12 protein-coding genes and 3 pseudogenes are annotated in these 15,994 nt (G+C 72.4%); 9 read left to right on the forward strand and 6 right to left on the reverse strand.

The annotated features are described in order from the left end of the window. Positions 1–95: 95 nt before the first annotated feature. Positions 96–263: pseudogene (locus ACIQZO_RS03195) on the forward strand (ISL3 family transposase); the annotation flags it as partial. 52 nt (positions 264–315) lie between these two features. Further along, a complete protein-coding gene (locus ACIQZO_RS03200; protein ID WP_403619279.1) occupies positions 316–822 on the forward strand; it encodes a GNAT family N-acetyltransferase in 507 nt (168 codons plus the stop codon). A gap of 173 nt (positions 823–995) precedes the next feature. Here the strand turns inward: ACIQZO_RS03200 and ACIQZO_RS03205 are convergent, their stop codons facing one another. Continuing rightward, positions 996–1,577, reverse strand: coding sequence for a hypothetical protein (locus ACIQZO_RS03205; RefSeq protein WP_403619282.1), 582 nt, complete (start codon positions 1,575–1,577; stop codon positions 996–998). A gap of 817 nt (positions 1,578–2,394) precedes the next feature. Here ACIQZO_RS03205 and pip point away from each other — a divergent pair. The 3 genes and pseudogenes from pip to ACIQZO_RS03220 form a co-directional block, all read left to right on the forward strand. Further along, positions 2,395–3,350: pseudogene (gene pip / locus ACIQZO_RS03210) on the forward strand (prolyl aminopeptidase); the annotation flags it as partial. A gap of 439 nt (positions 3,351–3,789) precedes the next feature. Next, complete coding sequence (locus ACIQZO_RS03215) at positions 3,790–4,560, forward strand: restriction endonuclease (protein ID WP_403619285.1); 771 nt, start codon at positions 3,790–3,792, stop codon at positions 4,558–4,560. A 567-nt stretch (positions 4,561–5,127) separates the two neighbouring features. Next, positions 5,128–5,382, forward strand: a pseudogene (locus ACIQZO_RS03220) (pyridoxamine 5'-phosphate oxidase family protein); the annotation flags it as partial. 445 nt (positions 5,383–5,827) lie between these two features. Here ACIQZO_RS03220 and ACIQZO_RS03225 read toward each other — a convergent pair. Beyond that, the gene (locus ACIQZO_RS03225) at positions 5,828–6,361 is read right to left on the reverse strand and encodes a GNAT family N-acetyltransferase (protein WP_403619288.1); all 534 of its coding nucleotides are present in this window, start codon (positions 6,359–6,361) and stop codon (positions 5,828–5,830) included. A gap of 149 nt (positions 6,362–6,510) precedes the next feature. Between ACIQZO_RS03225 and ACIQZO_RS03230 the strand changes: the two genes are divergently transcribed. After that, the gene (locus ACIQZO_RS03230) at positions 6,511–7,806 is read left to right on the forward strand and encodes a sulfite oxidase (protein WP_403619291.1); all 1,296 of its coding nucleotides are present in this window, start codon (positions 6,511–6,513) and stop codon (positions 7,804–7,806) included. A 53-nt stretch (positions 7,807–7,859) separates the two neighbouring features. Here ACIQZO_RS03230 and ACIQZO_RS03235 read toward each other — a convergent pair whose 3' ends face one another. Both ACIQZO_RS03235 and ACIQZO_RS03240 read right to left on the reverse strand, forming a co-directional pair. Next, on the reverse strand, positions 7,860–9,071 hold the full coding sequence (locus ACIQZO_RS03235; protein ID WP_403619294.1) for an alpha/beta hydrolase family protein: 1,212 nt from the start codon (positions 9,069–9,071) through the stop codon (positions 7,860–7,862). 91 nt (positions 9,072–9,162) lie between these two features. Then, on the reverse strand, positions 9,163–10,140 hold the full coding sequence (locus tag ACIQZO_RS03240; RefSeq protein ID WP_403619297.1) for an isopenicillin N synthase family dioxygenase: 978 nt from the start codon (positions 10,138–10,140) through the stop codon (positions 9,163–9,165). A gap of 245 nt (positions 10,141–10,385) precedes the next feature. On the opposite strand from ACIQZO_RS03240, the gene ACIQZO_RS03245 reads away from it, so the two are divergent. Together ACIQZO_RS03245 and ACIQZO_RS03250 are read left to right on the forward strand one after the other, a co-directional pair. After that, on the forward strand, positions 10,386–11,132 hold the full coding sequence (locus tag ACIQZO_RS03245) for a VOC family protein (protein ID WP_403620860.1): 747 nt from the start codon (positions 10,386–10,388) through the stop codon (positions 11,130–11,132). Positions 11,133–11,263: 131 nt separating this feature from the next. Beyond that, a complete protein-coding gene (locus tag ACIQZO_RS03250; RefSeq protein ID WP_189965219.1) occupies positions 11,264–11,452 on the forward strand; it encodes a DUF6381 family protein in 189 nt (62 codons plus the stop codon). A gap of 171 nt (positions 11,453–11,623) precedes the next feature. Here the strand turns inward: ACIQZO_RS03250 and ACIQZO_RS03255 are convergent, their stop codons facing one another. Further along, complete coding sequence (locus ACIQZO_RS03255) at positions 11,624–12,988, reverse strand: M64 family metallopeptidase (protein ID WP_403619302.1); 1,365 nt, start codon at positions 12,986–12,988, stop codon at positions 11,624–11,626. 138 nt (positions 12,989–13,126) lie between these two features. Here ACIQZO_RS03255 and ACIQZO_RS03260 point away from each other — a divergent pair, with 138 nt between their 5' ends. Continuing rightward, positions 13,127–14,506 (forward strand): tetratricopeptide repeat protein, encoded by a 1,380-nt coding sequence (locus ACIQZO_RS03260; protein WP_403619305.1) that lies wholly within the window; start codon positions 13,127–13,129, stop codon positions 14,504–14,506. On the opposite strand, the gene ACIQZO_RS03265 is transcribed toward ACIQZO_RS03260, so the two are convergent. Then, entirely contained in the window at positions 14,469–15,992 is a 1,524-nt protein-coding gene (locus tag ACIQZO_RS03265) for an MFS transporter (protein WP_403619308.1), read from the reverse strand. The genes ACIQZO_RS03260 and ACIQZO_RS03265 overlap by 38 nt on opposite strands. Positions 15,993–15,994 lie beyond the last annotated feature (2 nt).

The following is a 15,994-nucleotide window of genomic DNA, read 5'->3' on the forward strand; positions in this document are numbered from 1 at the left end:
CGGTGCGGTGAGAGCCGCACGCCGGGTTCGGAGGGCGGGGCGGGGAAACCCACCGGGAGTAATCCCGGCAGGGCGCCCCGGCCCGACCCATCAACAATCCATGCGACACGGTCCTGGTCGAAGTGCGGGCCCACGCCCCCTGCTGGGCCACCGTCAACCCGCCCCGTCCCGGCGGGGTCCACGAGCAGACCACCCGCGACCGACGGCGCAAGGTCCACGACCTTCTCGGTCAGGGTGTCGGACTGCTGGAATGCTCCCGCCGTACGTCGAGGATGATCGAGGCACAGTAAGCGGAGAGCCGACAGAGGAGTACGGATGCAACTGCGCGATGTCCAACTCGGCGATGTCGATGCGTACGTACGCATGCGGTGCGACCCGGCCATGATGAGCGATCTCGGTGGGCCACTTCCCCGTAAAGGCATGGAGGAGAAGGTTCGTCGCGATGTTCGAAGTGCGGAGTCGGGCACTCAGTGGATCAAGATGATCGTTCTCGATGAGGATCCCACTGCGGTGGCGGGAACCGTGACTCTTTGGTCTCACGCGGAAGACGGCGAGGAGATGACCGAGATCGGCTGGATGATACTGCCGGAGTTCCAGGGACATGGGGTGGGCAAGCGGGCGGTGCAGGCACTGCTGGAGCTTGCCCGGGACGACGGCCGGTGGGGGCTCGTGCACGCGTTCCCCGCGACAGCGAATGCTCCTTCGAACGGCATCTGTCGTTCCCTGGGATTCCGATTTCTTGAAGAGCGGGACGTGAACTTCGCAGACCGAGTCCTGAAGACCAAGCATTGGTGCATCGATCCTCGTTCAGCGTTGAAGTAGGAATCGCGTATACCCCCTGCGGCCTGGCCCCCATCCGAGACCGCGTCGGGCGAATCCCCCACCTCCCAAGCACCGGCGGGATGGACGGTGGCATCCCGAGGTACGTGGTCTCGACTCCGGATCGCCCCGCCATACCTGGAACCCAACAGGGCGGATGTTGTGCTGCGATGCCGTTACCGGTCCTGGGCGGTCAGGAGTACGACCAGGGCCTTGGAGCGGATGGTGCCCAGCGCGGTGGCCACCGTCGCGGCGGACACATCGGGGTCCAGCATCCCGGCTGCTGCCCGGCCGACCCGGGCCGTGATCCGCTCCAGCACGCCGGCGGCGCGCAGCGCGGCCAACGGTGTGTCCGCGGCCGTGGTGTTCAGGTGCGCGGCGATCTCGACCAGGAGCGCGGCCAAGGGCTCGGGGAGGGGCACGGCCTTGTCGCGGACGACGGACAGGTGTGCGGTCCAGTCCGCGAGCGGGCCGGCGAGGTCGACGTCCGTCTCGTACAGCGGCTGGTCGCCGATCGCCGCCCAGTCCAGCGGGTACTCCGCGGCGCCTCGCCAGCCGCACGCGCACACCGCCCTGAGCGCCTCGGCGCGGGGGCGGCGCGAGCGGCCGTCGTAGGCCGTCCAGTGCGTCGTCGAGGGCACGTTCGGGCCGCTCCCGACGTCGAAGTACACCGGACCCGGCTCGATGCCGCCGATCAGGACGCCTGCCGCGCCCGCGTGCACGTCCCCGAACTCCACCGTCCACCAGTCCCGTTCCACGAGCCCACCACCCTCTCGACGCATTCCTGCCGACGGACGGCCGGATCCCCACCTGCCACTGTGCCCGGCCCGCGCACGCCTCACATCGGCGCGGTCGCAACAACAACTGCGGTTGGCCCGCCCGGCATCAGCGGGGAGGTGCCTCCGGCCTGAGGCCCGTGCTGCAGAGATGTCGTGGGGCCCACTTTGTGCGCCCAGGCGGAGCGGCGGAGGACCACGTGCCGGCCCTCGAACGCAGCGGGGTCGGACGCAGCCGGTCAGACGCACGCCGCCAGCATCCGGGCAGGGGACGAGACCGACCATCGAGGCCGGTCGCCATCGGCGATGTCGTCGCGGTGCCCGAGGCGCTCGGCGCCTGGACCGCCTCGCAGGTCACCGGCAGCGGTTCTGGGACAGCGGCGCCCGCGAGGACCGGACCGCCCCGTGCGCGCTGACGTGCACAGCCGAGGGTCGGCCGAACCTTAACGACCCGCGGCGCCCTGCGGGCGGGCGTCGAACACCTCACCGTCCACGGGATCACCGAGCTCGACTGCGCCCACCTCGTCGCCACCTTCCCGGACCTGACCCGCCCGTCGCTGTCGGGGAGCCTGGGCACACTCACGTCGGCGGCAGCCCTCCGCGGGCACATTCCGCGAGCCGGATACCGTGGGGCCGTTGCCCAGTACGGGGCAACCCGGGAGGCCTTCCTCGTCGAGGTCACCGGCGGCGAGGAGACCAGCCGCGGCTGGTGACCACGCCCGTACGCAGGGGCCCTGGTATCGCCTCAGCCCATGCCGCAGCCTTGTGTTGTTGCATCCGGTTCTCGGGAGGTCTGGACATGGTCGAGCCGTACCCGCCGATCGAGCCGTACGAGAAGGGGATGCTCGATGTCGGCGACGGCAACCTCGTGTACTGGGAGGCCTGCGGCAACCCGGACGGCAAGCCGGCGCTCGTCGTTCACGGCGGTCCGGGATCGGGCTGCGGGGCCGAGGCGCGCCAGTACTTCGACCCGGACCGGTACCGGGTGGTCCTGTTCGACCAGCGCGGCTGCGGCCGCAGCACACCGCACGCGAGCGATCCCACGACCGATTTGCGGCACAACACCACCCACCACCTGATCGCCGATATGGAGCGGCTGCGGGAGCACCTGGGCATCGACCGCTGGCTCCTGTACGGCGGCTCATGGGGCTCCACGTTGATCTTGGCCTACGCCGATACGCACCCGGAACGTGTGTCGGAGATCGTCATCGCCGCCGTCACCACCACCCGGCGCTCCGAGATCGACTGGCTCTACCGGGGGGGGTCGGCCGGTACTTCCCCGAGGAGTGGGAACGCTTCCTCGCCGGAGCCCCGGGCACACCGCGAGAGGGCGACATCGTCGCGGCGTACGCGCGCCTCGCGGACCATCCGGACGCCACGGTACGGGAGAAGGCCACCGCCGACTGGTGCCGGTGGGAGGACGCGGTGCTGTCCGGGGAGACGAACGGCGCCTCCGATCCGTACGGCGACCGCCCTGCGGCCGCGCAGCTGGCCCTGGTGCGGATCTGCTCGCACTACTTCTCTCATGGCGCGTGGCTGGAGGAAGGCGCGCTGCTGCGCGATGCGCATCGCCTGGCCGGTGTCCCGGGGGTGCTGATCCACGGCAGGCTGGACATGGGCGGACCGCTCGACACCGCGTGGGAACTCGCCCGCGCATGGCCCGATGCGGAGCTGACCGTTGTCTCTGATGCCGGTCACCTGGGTGGCGATACGACACGGGCCCGGGTGCTCGAGGCCCTCGAGGCGATTCGCCGACCGGAGGTGAGGGCGGGCGGGCGGCACGCCAATGCGGCTGGTCACCGGCCTGAGGGACCGAGCTGGCGCCGGCCTGCCGCCTCACGCGAGCCCGCTCTGCGATGCGTCGCCCGGCCGGCGGGCGGAGAGCCCTCCGTTCGCCGTGCGCTGGCGCTGCGGGACAGGGTGAAGCGGCGGCCCCAGGCCTGGCCGTATCGCCGTGCCCCTTTTCCGGAGCGCCGTGGCTCCGCCACGGCGCCGCGTCGGCCCCGCGGCCCCCCGTCGGACGCTCCCCCGCGGGCCGGATGGCACGCCCCACGCCGACGTGGGCCGTTTGGATCCGCGATTCGTGATCAGACGAGAGTGCGTACGGGGTCCACCCGGCGAATGAGTGAGGGAGGGGTCCTGGATGGCGATATCAGGAGGCCGTCGGGACGGCGCAGGCGAGGGTGCCGGGTCCGTGGGGCGGGACGTCATGCTGGCGGTCGGGCTCGTGGGCATCTGCCTGGGCGGACTGGCCGTGTTCGTGCGGACGACGGCGCAGGCGGGGGTGGGCGGCGGCATACCAGTGATGCCGATCCTCACAGTGATCGTCCTGGCGACCGGGGTGGCGTTGGCCCGGTGGAGCATGGCACCCGTCCGGCGCCGCGTACCCGCGTACCCGGGGACCGCTTACGTAGCGACCGCGTACCCGCCGACCGCAGATCCGCTCGCTGCGACGGCCCTCCTCGTGCCGTCTGCCGCTGCCCAGCCCGTGGCCGATCCGACCGACGTGCCCGAGGTGGGGCCCGACGCCCTGGACCACGCGGCGGTGGACGCCGACGGCTTCGAGCACGCGATCGCAGCGTTGTGCGCCCGGGACGGCTGCCTCCAGGTGGAAGTCGTGGGCGGGGCAGGGGACTTGGGTGCCGATGTGATCGCCATGACAGCTGACGGCCTGCGCGTCGTCGTCCAGTGCAAGCACTACGGCGAAGCCCACCGGGTCGGCTCGCAGGACCTGCAACGCTTCGGCGGCACCTGTTTCGCCGTCCACGAGGCCGATGTGGCGGTGGTGGTGACCACCAGCTCCTTCACGGCTCCGGCCCAGGAGTACGCCGCTGCCTGCGGCATCGTCTGCGTCGACGGCGACGACCTGGCCGCATGGACGGAGTCGCGGACGCCCCCTCCCTGGGAAACCGCCGCGGAAGCGGCGCAACCGCAAGCCCCGACGGACGCAGAAGTGCAAGCCTGAAAGGGCCTTGCTCCCGAGGAGCACCACCAGGCTGAGGCCGCAGAGCGTCAAGCGCCCAAATCCGGACGTGGACCAGTGCTGGGACGGCTGGTCGTAGTTCCCGACCTTCGCCATCGCGTGCTCGTGTCGGCCGGCACCATGACCCTCCGCACCGACTGGATCCGCCCCTTCATGCCGGGTTCGATGGAGGTCGAGTCAGGGCCCTGGCAGGGCAAGGAACTCGCCGGCCTGTACCGAAGTACCGCACTCCTGAACCGAGTCGGCGTCGCGGACACAGCAACCGGCCCCCTCACCGAGCTCCAGGTCCTCGGCGCCCACGGCATCGACGTCCACCTGTACCTCGGAACACCTGAAGCCACCGCAGGCCAGGTACTGGCTGCCGCCGTAGCCACACTCCGCGACCGCCGGGCGATGGTCCGCGGGGATCACCTCCCCTACGGCGTCCCCGGACCCGGGCTGTCCGTCACCCGCGTCCCCAGCCTCGACGGCGAGCCCACGCTCCACGTGTCGACGGTGCCGTTCACCGTCAACGCCGCCCACGACCTCCTCGACCGTCCCGACCTCTGTCTGATCCGGGCCGCGGGCCGGTTCACCCTGATGGTGGACCGCCTGGACCCGACGATCCGGTACGTGTCGGTCGAGGGACCGGTCATCTCGACCGTTGCGGCCAAGCGCGAGCAGCTGGTGGAGCTCTCGACCCGGTACCTGCCGACGGACAAGGTCGAGGGCTACGTCGACTTCGCCTGGAAGGAACACGGGGAGCAGATCGTCATCCGCATGCGGCCGCAACGGTGGGTCAGTTCGGACCTCGGCAACCTCTGAGCGCCGCTCGCGACCTCCACCGGCCGGAAGAGCGATTCCCCCGATGTCCCGGCCCGGGCCTCGGCGGCCGGGCTGGCGTGCGTGCGGTCCACGCTGGCCAGGCTGTTGGGGCGTCCGGTTCCACTGGACTGGAGCGACGAGCACTGCGCGCGGGCCGGTACGGCCGGCTTGCTCGTCGCGGGCCTCCACGGCGGCCCCGGCGGCGAGCGCCGCGCCCACGGCCGCCGTGTCGCCGCGGCGGGCCGCGTCGAGGAGGAGTCGGTCGTGCGCGTTCATGGTGTCGGCGTCCCTCTCGGCTCCGGGCGGGGCGGGCCCGGTACGCCCTCCCGCTCCCCCGTCCATGCTCGCCTCGCGGCGGCCCCCGGCGCGTCCGACCGGTGGGCGGAGCGCGCGGGCGGTCCGGTGGACCCCGCAGTCGACCGATCGGTTGATGCGGCCGCGCGGATCAGGCCTCGTACTCCGTGAGGTCGATGCCGTGGATCTGCAGGAGGTGCCCGTGGCGCGGGTCCGTGGTGTCGCGCTCCAGCACCATGCCGAGCTTGCGGATCACGTTCTCGGAGTCCTCGTTGCCCGCCCGGTTGATGGCGACGACCCGGTCCAGGCCCCGGTCCTGGAGCGCGAACTCCAAGGTGGCCTGGGCTGCCTCGGAGGCGTAGCCCTGGCCCCAGTACTGGCGGCCGAGGCGCCATGTGATCTCGGCGGCCGGCAGGGCCTCGGGCAGGTGCTCGGGAATCGAGAGGCCGACGGCGCCGATGAGCTCGCCGGAGCCCAGGAGCTCGACGGCGAAGATGCCGAAGCCCTCCTCGTCCCACTCCTCCTCCCAGCGCTCGATGACCTCGGCGGTCCGGTCCAGGTCGAGGGTGTCGCCCTCGCCGATCCAGCGCATCACCTCCGGGTCGGCGTTGATCTCCGACAGGGGGACGAGGTCGTCGTCGGTCCAGCGGCGGAGGAGGAGTCGGGGGGTACGGATCTCGGTCATGCCCTCATCCTGCCGAAAATCCGCCGACCAGCGGTAATCGGCCGTTGCGGTGATGCTGCGGGTTCATGGCAGGCACGGCGGGAAGGTTCCCGCGGCTCGCCGCGGACCTCTACGGTCCGTGGGAACCGCGACCAAGGAGTGCTCCTGCCATGCCCTTCGATCTGTCGGACGAGAGCCGGTACGACCGCACGCGCCTGCGGCAGTGGGCGCGGGGCCGCGCCCGCTCCGCCGGGGTGGACCGCCGTGATCTGCTGAGGCTGTTCGCGGTGGGGGCCGCCGCCGGATCGTTGGGCGTGACCGCGGACGCCCGCACGGCCGCGGCGGCGCCGGGAGCGCCGGTCGTGCCCCTCGCCGATCCGGTGCCGGTGCCCCGCACCGTCAAGGCGCTGCCGCCCGAGCTGTTCACTCTCCGCGGTACGAACGCGGAGACGAACTTCGCCGCCCTGCGCGGCACGGGCCCGCTCACCCCGATCGACCGGTTCTTCGTGCGCAACCACACTTCCACCCCGCGGATCGACGCCCGCACATGGCGGCTGAAGGTGTGGGGCGACGGGCTCGCGGGCGGCCCACTGGAGCTGTCGTACGAGCGGCTGCGCGCTCTGCGCCCGGTGGAGCGGACGCTGTTCATCGAGTGCGCGGGTAACGGCCGGAGCTTCTACACCACCCAGCAGGGCCAGCCGGTCGCCGGCACCGCCTGGACCCTGGGCGCGATCGGCGTCGCGCGCTGGCGCGGTGCGCGGCTGTCGGACGTACTGCGCCTGGCGGGCGTGGCCCGCGGGGCCGTGGACGTACTGCCGAGCGGCCTGGACGACGAGGTGGTCGCGAACGGGGTGAACCTGGGCCGGGTGCGGCGCCCGCTGCCGGTCTCGAAGGCGCTGGACGACGTACTGCTGGCCTACGAGATGAACGGGCAGCCGCTGCCTGCGGACCACGGCGGGCCGGTGCGCCTCGTCGTACCGGACTGGGTCGGCATCTCCTCGATCAAGTGGGTCGGGGACATCGAGGTGAGCGACGAGCCGCTGTACTCGCCGTGGAACACCGACATGTACCGGCTGTTCGGGCCCGAGCACCCGGCGCAGGGCAGTGAACCGCTGACCCGGCAGACCCTCAAGAGCGCCTTCGAGCTGGAGCTGGGGGCCACCCTTCCCGTGCACCGGACCCGGCTGCTGACCGGCCGTTCCTGGTCGGCGGCGGCGCCGGTCACCCGGATCGACGTCAGCACGGACGGCGGCGGGCACTGGCGGCGGGCCGTCCTGCACGACACCCCGCGCCGGGGCGGCTGGGTGCGCTGGTCGGTGCCGTGGACACCGCGGGCCACGGGTACGACCTCGCTGTTGGCGCGGGCGACCGACGCGACCGGGCGGACGCAGCCCGATCGGTCGGTCCACAACACGCAGGGCTACCTCTTCGACGCGGTGGTCCGCCACCCGGTGACCGTGGTCTGACCGGGGCCGTTGCCGGGCCCGGGCTGAGGCCCGGGCCGGGCCTCGGTGTTCGCTCACGGGGTGTGGAAGGCGACCTCCGGCGCGTCCGGGGACGGGCCGTCGAGCACGGGCTGCGGGCGGCCTCCCAGGTGCTGGTCGAAGAAGGCGGCGACGTAGCGGCGGGTCAGTTCGACGGAGCGGCCGCCGGGCAGCGGGGCCTCGGCGTCGGGCAGGCCGAGCTGCTCGCCGATCGCCGGGAAGTCGGTGAAGGTGAAGTGGCCGGAGTCGGCGAAGGTGATCCAGCGCTTCCAGCCGTCGAGCAGCGGCCAGTCGCGGTCCCAGCTCGCGTTGCCGCCGGGGCCGCGCTGCTGCGCGCCGAGCAGCATGAAGGGGCGCCCGCCGAGTCCGGCCGCGGGGACCGGCGTGGAGAATCCGCCGTCCATGTTGATCCCGGCCCGGATTCTGCGGTCGGCCGCCATCGCGGCCGCGGTCGAGGCGCCGCCGATGGAGTGCCCGGCCATCGCGATGCGGCCCTTGTCGATGAGTCCGGCGTGGCGCCATACGGGATCGCGTCCGGTGAGGCGGTCCAGGAGGAAGGACACGTCACGGGCGCGGGTGTCACTGAGGGTCCGGTAACCCGCCTCGTCCCGGACCTTCTCGCAGGCCAGGCAGGTGAGCACGCGCCCGCCTTGGAAGGCGGTCCCCACGCTCTCGTACGCGTGGTCCACCGAGGCGACGACGTAGCCGCGGGAGGCCAGGTCCTCGGCGAGGGAGGTGAGACTGGCCCGGTGGGCGGTGAAGCCCGGGGAGAGGACGATCAGGGGGTGGCGGCCTGCGACCGGCGGGACGTCCGTCCGGCCGTGGGTGCGGGTGCCGGTCAGGGTCTCGACCGGGATCACCTGCTCCAGTCCGCGGTCGACCAGCAGCAGCCGGGCCTCCTCGGGGGTGAGGTAGCGGGCGGTGCGGCCGCCATCGTGGCGCGCCGGGTAGCGCATGGTGACCATCAGCTCGCGCGGCCCGGATCCGGCCCAGGGGTCGGTGCGGCTGCGGTCCACCATGTGCAGGTCCTCCCGGCCGACGGCGAACCGGCCGGTGGGGTACGGGAGTTCCACCCTTGTACGGCGGCTCTCGGCCCCGGCCGCCGCGGGCGCATAGGTCACGGAAGTGGCGGACGTGTCCGCGGCGACCGAGGTGCCGGCGGCGGCGGGCGGAAGCGGCAGGAGGAACGCGGTCAGGGTCAGAGCGGCGGCGGTTCTGCGGCACGTGATGAACGTGATGAAGGTCATGAACATCACGTTATGCGTGTGGTTCTGGCGGAGCGTCAGCTCAGCGGGGGATCCCGGCCATCAGCCCCTGGACGCAGGCGAGGGCGCCAGGTCACGCCTGAGGCGTAGCCACACTGATCGCGTCGAGTTGGCCCCGCAGGTAGGTGTGCGAGTCGACGGGGTCGTGCACCACCCGGCCGACCGGGGCGGGCAGTGACTCCACCCGGGTGTGCGGGTCGCATTCGTAGAAGTAGACGAGGGAGATCAGTTCCTCGGCAGGGGTGTCGGCGGGCGGGGGCAGTACGCGGTGGCGCCCCGCGCGCCAGCGGTCGCCGGTCCAGAGGGCCATCAGGTCGCCGATGTTGACGGTGAGCGCCGCGGGGTCGTAGGGCGCGTCCTGCCAGCCGTCGGCGTCGGTGTGGATCTGGAGCCCGCCCGCCCCCAGCTGCCGGTCTAGGACCGTGACGGTGCCGAAGTCCGTATGGGCCCCGATGCGGAACTGGCCGGGCAGGGGCGGGCCGACGACCTCGGTGCCCGGGTACCAGTTGAGGTTGAACCCCCAGGTGGGGTGCGAGGTGTGGCGGGTGAAGTGGTCCTCGGCGAGGCCCAGGGCGCAGGCCAGGAGCTCCAGCAGCTCGTCGGAGAGGCACCGCATCAGGCCCAGGTACTCCGTCACCAGCGGCCGGAGCCCCGGCACTTCGGCGGGCCACACGTTGGGCACGAACCATTCGGCGTCCACGGAGGGGATCCCCGTGGGGTCCTCGGCCGCGAAGGACCAGGATTCCTTGAGGTCGGGCGGGGAGGCCGCCCCCTCCGCGTAGCTGTTGGCCTCCGCCCCGGGCCCGAGCCAGCCGCGGCCGCCGACCGGGACGGCGTACGGAGCCTTCGCGCTCGCGGGCAGCCGGAAGAACCGGCCCGCCGCCTCCCTGATCCGCGCGGGCAGCGCGGGGTCGACACCGTGCCCGGTCACCAGCAGGAAACCGGCCGCGCTCAGGGCCTCGTCGACACGGGCGGCCGTACGGGTGCGGGCTTCGGGTCCGCCGGAGCGCCACGGCCCGAGGTCGATCACGGGAATCTGGGATCCGGCCATGGGAGACCTGCCTTCCGGGGCTGCGGGCGCGTCCGGGACCGAGGCTATCGCCGCGCACCACCTGGAGGGGATCACCACGGAGCGTGATTCTCGGACACTTTCTGTGCGCATTCGCCGCCGTGGGTCGCGAGGATCGTCCCGAGAAGCACCAGAATGAGAGGGGCAGCGAGGGGTCACCAGAGACGGAGCGAACGGTGGAGATTTCGACGAGGGACGTCTTCGGGGCCCCGTGCTGGGTGAGCCTGATGACGCGCGACCTCGGCACCGCCCAGCATTTCTACGGTGCGGTCGTGGGCTGGAGATTCCGCCCGACGCGCCTGGGCGAGGCGTTCTCGGCGGCGTTCCAGGGCCGGGTGCCGGTCGCCGGCATCGGGGCGCTGGCAGCGGACCTGGGGGTCGCCGCGGCGTGGACCCCATACTTCGCCGTCGACGACGCCGATGTGGCGGTGGACCGGATCCGGGAGCGGACCGGCACGATCGCGGTCGGACCGGTCTCCTTCGAGTCCGGCGGCCGCGCCGCGCTCGTCGCCGATCCGGACGGCGCCGTCTTCGGGATCTGGGAGGGCAATGTGGAGGCGGGCTGGCGGGTGGGCAGGGGCCCCTCGCCCGCTTGGCTGGAACTGCGCACCAGGAACGCCTTCGACGCAGCGATCTTCTACGGCGCGGTGCTGGAGTGGGCCACCGGCCGCGCCGGATGCTGCGAGGTCTCGTACGAGGAGGACCAGGTCGTGCTGCGGCAGGACGGCGAGCCCGTCGCCCGCCTGAACAGCGGGCCTGTGGAGATGGCCGCGTACTCCCCGCACACCAGGCCCCGCTGGCACGTCCACTTCCGCGTGCCGAAGCTCCAGCCGGCGGTGGAGGCCGCCGTCTCGCTGGGCGGGCGGCCCGTCTCGGACGTCACCTCGAACGCGACGGAGCGGTGGGTGACGCTCCGCGACCCGGACGGGGCCCTGTTCACCCTGACCACGTCCCTCGGGACGGACCCCGACTGACCGGACCCGGCCCAGGCCCAGGCGGCGTCCGCGTCGGCGCGGTTCACACTCGGTGACGCTTCGAGATGCGGGCGCACGGCAGTCCTGGTTCGCTGAATCCGCCCGCTCTCCCACAGATCCAAGGAGCGAACATGAGCGTTTCAGGCGAGTCCCGCGGCCGGTCCCAGCAGATGCGCGCCAAGGCCCAGGAACTCAACGCCGCGGCCGAGCGTTCGACCGACCCGGAGGAGCGCCGTCGGCTGAAGGAGAAGGCCCGCCGCCTCCAGGAGCAGAGCGAGCAGGAGGGCCGTATGGACGACCGGGGCATGGACCCCATGTAGCCCGTACGCCTCTTCTCCCCCACCCCACCCGCACCGGCCGGTGGCCGCAGCGATCCCCCTCGCCCCGGCCACCGGCCGGTGTGCGATGCCCGGCGTGCGGCGTGCGGTTACCGGCGGCCGGTCCACCACAGCCGCCCCCGATCGGGACGTGACCCCCGGGCCGGAGACGGTCTAGAGCCGGACGTTCCAGTCGACCGTGGAGCGCAGGGTGCGGATGACCTTGGGGTCGCGCACCGACGGGGTGCGGTCCTCGGCCGTGACCGACAGGCGGTGCGTGCGGAGGTCGAAGAGCCACAGCTCCGCCACCGAGACCTCGGTGCGGCCCTGGAAGCGCTTCAGCTCCCGGCCGTCCAGGTACCAGCGGACCGCGAGTTGGCGGCCGTCCGCGCCGGCCAGTCTCGGTACGGACACCTTCGCCGTGTGACGCAGCCGCAGGGTGCGCTCGGTCGGGGTGAGCGGGGTGGCGATCCGAGCGTGCTGGTAGAAGCCGGCGATCATCGACTCGACGCCGGGCAGGTTGAAGGGCTTGCCGAGAACCCGCATGAGCGAGTTGTCGGTGGGCCGGTACAGCCCCGTCACGAAGTAGTTGCCGCCCTCGTACGCGCCGACCGTGCCGCCGTCGGGGGATTCCTCGCCGAGCCAGCGGTACCACTTGGCCCGCCGGGCGGCCATGCGTTCGGCGGGCAGGGCCGAGCTGTTGGATTCCGCGGGCTCGGGTCCGGCGTACTTCTCGTATTCCGGAACGCCGGGGTAGAAGTATTCGTCGGCGAGCTTGCCGAGGGAGTGGCCGGTCTCGTGGATGGCGACCTGGCCGGACTTCGGGTGGCCCGCGGAGGCCGTCGATATGCCCTCGTACCCGAGGGTGGCACTGGGCTCGTTGTAGCCGGCGCCGCCGTACTTGGCGCTGTTGGACAGGACGATGACGAGGTCCGCGGCGGGCGCCTTCGCCACGTAGGCGTCGACCTTGGGCTGGTCGACGCAGAGCAGCCGCTCGATGTTCTCACACCAGAAGTACGAGCCGAGCGCGGTGTCGCGCACGGTGGCCGGGTCGGGGTCGCCGGAGACTCCGGAGTCGTGCGAGACCGCGTCGACCGTCCAGACGTTGAAGAGGTTCCGGTACGTGGTGTAGGGCTCGACGGCGCTCACCTCGGCCCACTTCTGCTCGGCGTCGGTGTGGAAGCGGCCCAGCTCGGCGGCGGTGTACCCGTCCCCGATGACCACGACGTCGAGGCGGTCGGCGGTGGAGCCGTTGTCGATCATCTTGGTGACCTCGCCGTCGGCCGCCCGCTCGGCCGGTGAGAGCCGGCCTGCGGACTTCGCGGGGCTGCCCGCGGCCGGTACGCGGGCGTGGCCCGATCCGGCGTCACCGCCGTGTTCCGGCCCCGGTATCTCCACCTCCACCCGGGACCCGGTCGCGGCGCCGGCGGCGTCGGCCGCGCCCACGGGACCGGCGGCCACCAGCGCGGCGGTGGCGCAGATCGCCGCGACGGCTCCGCGCAGCGCCGCTCGTCTCGCGGAACGTCTGACTGGATCCATGAAGTCCTCCCCGGGGAACGGAAGTTAAGCAGGTTGTTAAGTCCAGTGAATCGGCTGCTTAAACTAGGTGGCGCACGGGAGGTGCGCAATGCCTGCTCCCCCTGAATACTGGGGAGTTCGAGCAACAAGGGGGATTTCATGGACGAACCGGCCCGCATCGGTCGCAGGGTTCAGCGCATGCGCGGTGAACTCGGTTTGACCCAGCGACAGTTGGCCGAGCCCTCCTACACCTCGGCCTATATTTCCACGCTGGAGTCGGGCAAGGTCCGGCCCTCCGAGACCGCCCTGCGCTTCCTCGCCGCACGCCTGGGCACCTCGTACGAGGAACTGACCACCGGCCGCCCCGCCCATCTGGCGACCGAGCTGCGCCTCGCCCTCACCGACGCCCAGCAGACGCTCGCCACGGGCGCCGCCGACGAGGCCGCGGTGCGCTACCGGCGGCTGCTCACCGAGGCCGAGCAGCTCGGGCTGGTCCGGGAGCAAGCGGAGGCGCGGCTCGGACTCGGCGAGTGCGCGCTGGAGTCCGGGGAACTGCCGGACGCGATCGCCCACTTCGAGGCGGCCGAGCGCCTCCTGGCCGACGAGCCGCTCCCCCGCCGGGCCCGGCCGATCCGCGGCCGCGCGGTGGCGCACCTGCTCGCGGGAGAGCTGCGCTACGCCTGCTACCTGCTCGAGGCCACCATCGACGAGCTGGGCGCGAGCGGGCTGGCCGATCCCGAGGCGCTGGTGCTGCTCAACGCCGCGATCATCGGGCCGTACCTCGACATGGGCGCCCACGCCCGGGCCGCCCGCGCCGCCGAGCTCGCGCTCGCGCTGGCTCCGCAGGTCAGCGACCCGGCGCTGGTGGCCGGCATGCACCGGCAGGTGGCTCGAACCTTCCTCGCCGGGGGGCGCGTGGCCGAGGCCGACGCCTCACTGGCCAAGGCGCAGGAGATATACGGGCAGTTGCGGCTTCGGACCGACCTCGCGCACTGCCACTGGATGCGCGGCTACGTACAGGCGCAGAACGGCGAACTCGCTGCGGCGGAGCGGGAGCTGCGGATCGCCCGGGACATGCTGTCGGCCCGCCGTGCCGGGCTCTACACGGCGCAGGTGGAGGTCGAGCTGGCCGACGTACTGCGCCAGCTCGGGCGGTACGAGGAGGCCGCCGGGCTGCTGTCGGCGCTGCTGGAGCTGGGTGACAGTCACGGCGCCGTGCACGCGGGCGGAGCGCACCGGCTCCTCGGCCTGATGGCCGAGGAGCGCGGCGAGTCGGAGTCCGCCGAGGAGCACTACGTACAGGCGCTGGCACTGCTGGAGCGCAGTGGGGCGACGGGTGATCTCGCGGACCTGTGCCGGCTGCTGGGCGATCTGCTGCGGCGTACGGGCCGGGTCGAGGCGGCCATGGACGCGTACCGCACGGGCCTCGGCCACCGGGCGGCGCCCGGCACCACCACCCTGGGGCCGGCCCCGGCCGCGCCCGCGCCGCGGCCCGCCCGGGTCAGTGGTTCTCGGTCGGCCGCAGGTCCCGCGGAATGAGCGTCCAGGTCGTGGCCGCCGCAGCGACCGCGAGTACGGCGGCCAGCAGGAACGCCGGAGTGATCGCCAGGGTGTAGGCGTGCGAGGCCGTGTCGAGCAGGGCCTGACCGACGGCGCCGCCGAGGCGTTCGGCGGTGTGCGCGGCCTCGCCGACGGAGTCCCGGACGGCTGCGGAGCTCGGGCCGTCCAGGTCCAGGGCGGGCAGGTTGCCCCGGTAGAGGACGGCGGCGGTGGAGCCGAGGACGGCGACGCCCATGGCCGAGCCGAGTTCGTAGCAGGTTTCCTCGATGGCGGCGGCGCTGGAGACCTCGGCCACGGGCGCGGCGGAGACCAGCGTCACCGAGGCCACGGTGGTGGCGAGGCCGGCGCCCAGACCCATCACGGTGAGGGCGGCCGCGAAGGCCGGGTAGCCGAGGTCGGTGAACTGCTGGAAGGTCCAGGGCAGGGCCATGCCGACGGCCAGGACGACCAGCCCGGCGCCGAGCACGTGGCGGATCGCGAAGCGCTGCATCAGCGAGGGGGCCACCATCGAGGCGGCGATCAGCGCGAGCGGGGCCGGCAGCAGGCGCACCCCGGCCTCCAGCGGGGTGTAGCCCTCGCCGTACTGGAACCACTGGGTGACCAGGAACAGGATCGCGCCCATCCCCACCATGGGCAGGAAGATCGCGGTGGCCGCGACGCTGAAGGCGGGCTTGGTGAACAGCCGCACCTGGAGCAGCGGGTTGTCCAGGCGCAGCTGCCTGCGTACGAAGACGGTCAGCAGGGCGGCGGCGAGCAGGAGCAGGGCCCAGGGCATCGGGTCGGCGATGCCGCTCTTGCCGAGCTGCTTGATACCGCCGGCGAGGGCGAGCATGCCGACGACGGACTGGCCGACGCCCCACCAGTCCCAGCGGCCGGTGCCGCGCGGGGAACGCGATTCGGGCAGGTAGCGCAGACCGGCCGCGACGAGGACGGCGGCGACGGGCAGGTTGAGGAGGAAGGCGGAGTGCCAGCCGTAGTCCTGGACCAGGAGCCCGCCGACGACGGGTCCGAAGGCCATGCCGCCGCCGAAGACGGCCGCCCAGACGGCGAGTGCGAAGGCCCGCTCCTTGGCGTCGGTGAAGACGGTCCGCAGGATCGACACGGTGGAGGGCATGATGGCCGCGCCGCCGATGCCGAGCAGGGCGCGGGCCGCGATCACGTGCCAGGCCTCGGTGGAGAACACGGCTATGAGCGAGGCCAGGGAGAAGATGCCGAAGCCCGCCATGAGGAGCCGCTTGCGCCCCCAGCGGTCACCGAGCGCACCCGCGGTGACCAGCAGTCCGGACAGGGCGAGCGCGTAGACGTCGATGATCCACAGCTGCTGCACGGCGCCGGGCCGCAGGTCGCCGACGAGCGAGGGGAAGGCCACGTTGAGGATCGTGGTGTCCATGGAGATGAGCAGGAGGCTGCCGGAGAGGATCGCCAGGACGATCCACCTACGGGGGTCCAGCGCGGGGGTGTGCATGG

Origin of the sequence: Streptomyces sp. NPDC097617, assembly GCF_044761485.1 — a bacterium.
Classification (GTDB): domain Bacteria; phylum Actinomycetota; class Actinomycetes; order Streptomycetales; family Streptomycetaceae; genus Streptomyces.

What these genes read in the sequence shown, in the direction of transcription:
- ACIQZO_RS03245 (WP_403620860.1), top strand. Translation starts at nt 10,386, where the DNA reads ATGACGCGCGACCTCGGCACCGCCCAGCATTTCTACGGTGCGGTCGTG.
- ACIQZO_RS03260 (WP_403619305.1), top strand. Translation starts at nt 13,127, where the DNA reads ATGGACGAACCGGCCCGCATCGGTCGCAGGGTTCAGCGCATGCGCGGT.
- ACIQZO_RS03240 (WP_403619297.1), bottom strand. Translation starts at nt 10,140, where the DNA reads ATGGCCGGATCCCAGATTCCCGTGATCGACCTCGGGCCGTGGCGCTCC.
- ACIQZO_RS03250 (WP_189965219.1), top strand. Translation starts at nt 11,264, where the DNA reads ATGAGCGTTTCAGGCGAGTCCCGCGGCCGGTCCCAGCAGATGCGCGCC.
- ACIQZO_RS03265 (WP_403619308.1), bottom strand. Translation starts at nt 15,992, where the DNA reads ATGCACACCCCCGCGCTGGACCCCCGTAGGTGGATCGTCCTGGCGATC.
- ACIQZO_RS03255 (WP_403619302.1), bottom strand. Translation starts at nt 12,988, where the DNA reads ATGGATCCAGTCAGACGTTCCGCGAGACGAGCGGCGCTGCGCGGAGCC.
- ACIQZO_RS03235 (WP_403619294.1), bottom strand. Translation starts at nt 9,071, where the DNA reads ATGACCTTCATCACGTTCATCACGTGCCGCAGAACCGCCGCCGCTCTG.
- ACIQZO_RS03200 (WP_403619279.1), top strand. Translation starts at nt 316, where the DNA reads ATGCAACTGCGCGATGTCCAACTCGGCGATGTCGATGCGTACGTACGC.
- ACIQZO_RS03225 (WP_403619288.1), bottom strand. Translation starts at nt 6,361, where the DNA reads ATGACCGAGATCCGTACCCCCCGACTCCTCCTCCGCCGCTGGACCGAC.
- ACIQZO_RS03230 (WP_403619291.1), top strand. Translation starts at nt 6,511, where the DNA reads ATGCCCTTCGATCTGTCGGACGAGAGCCGGTACGACCGCACGCGCCTG.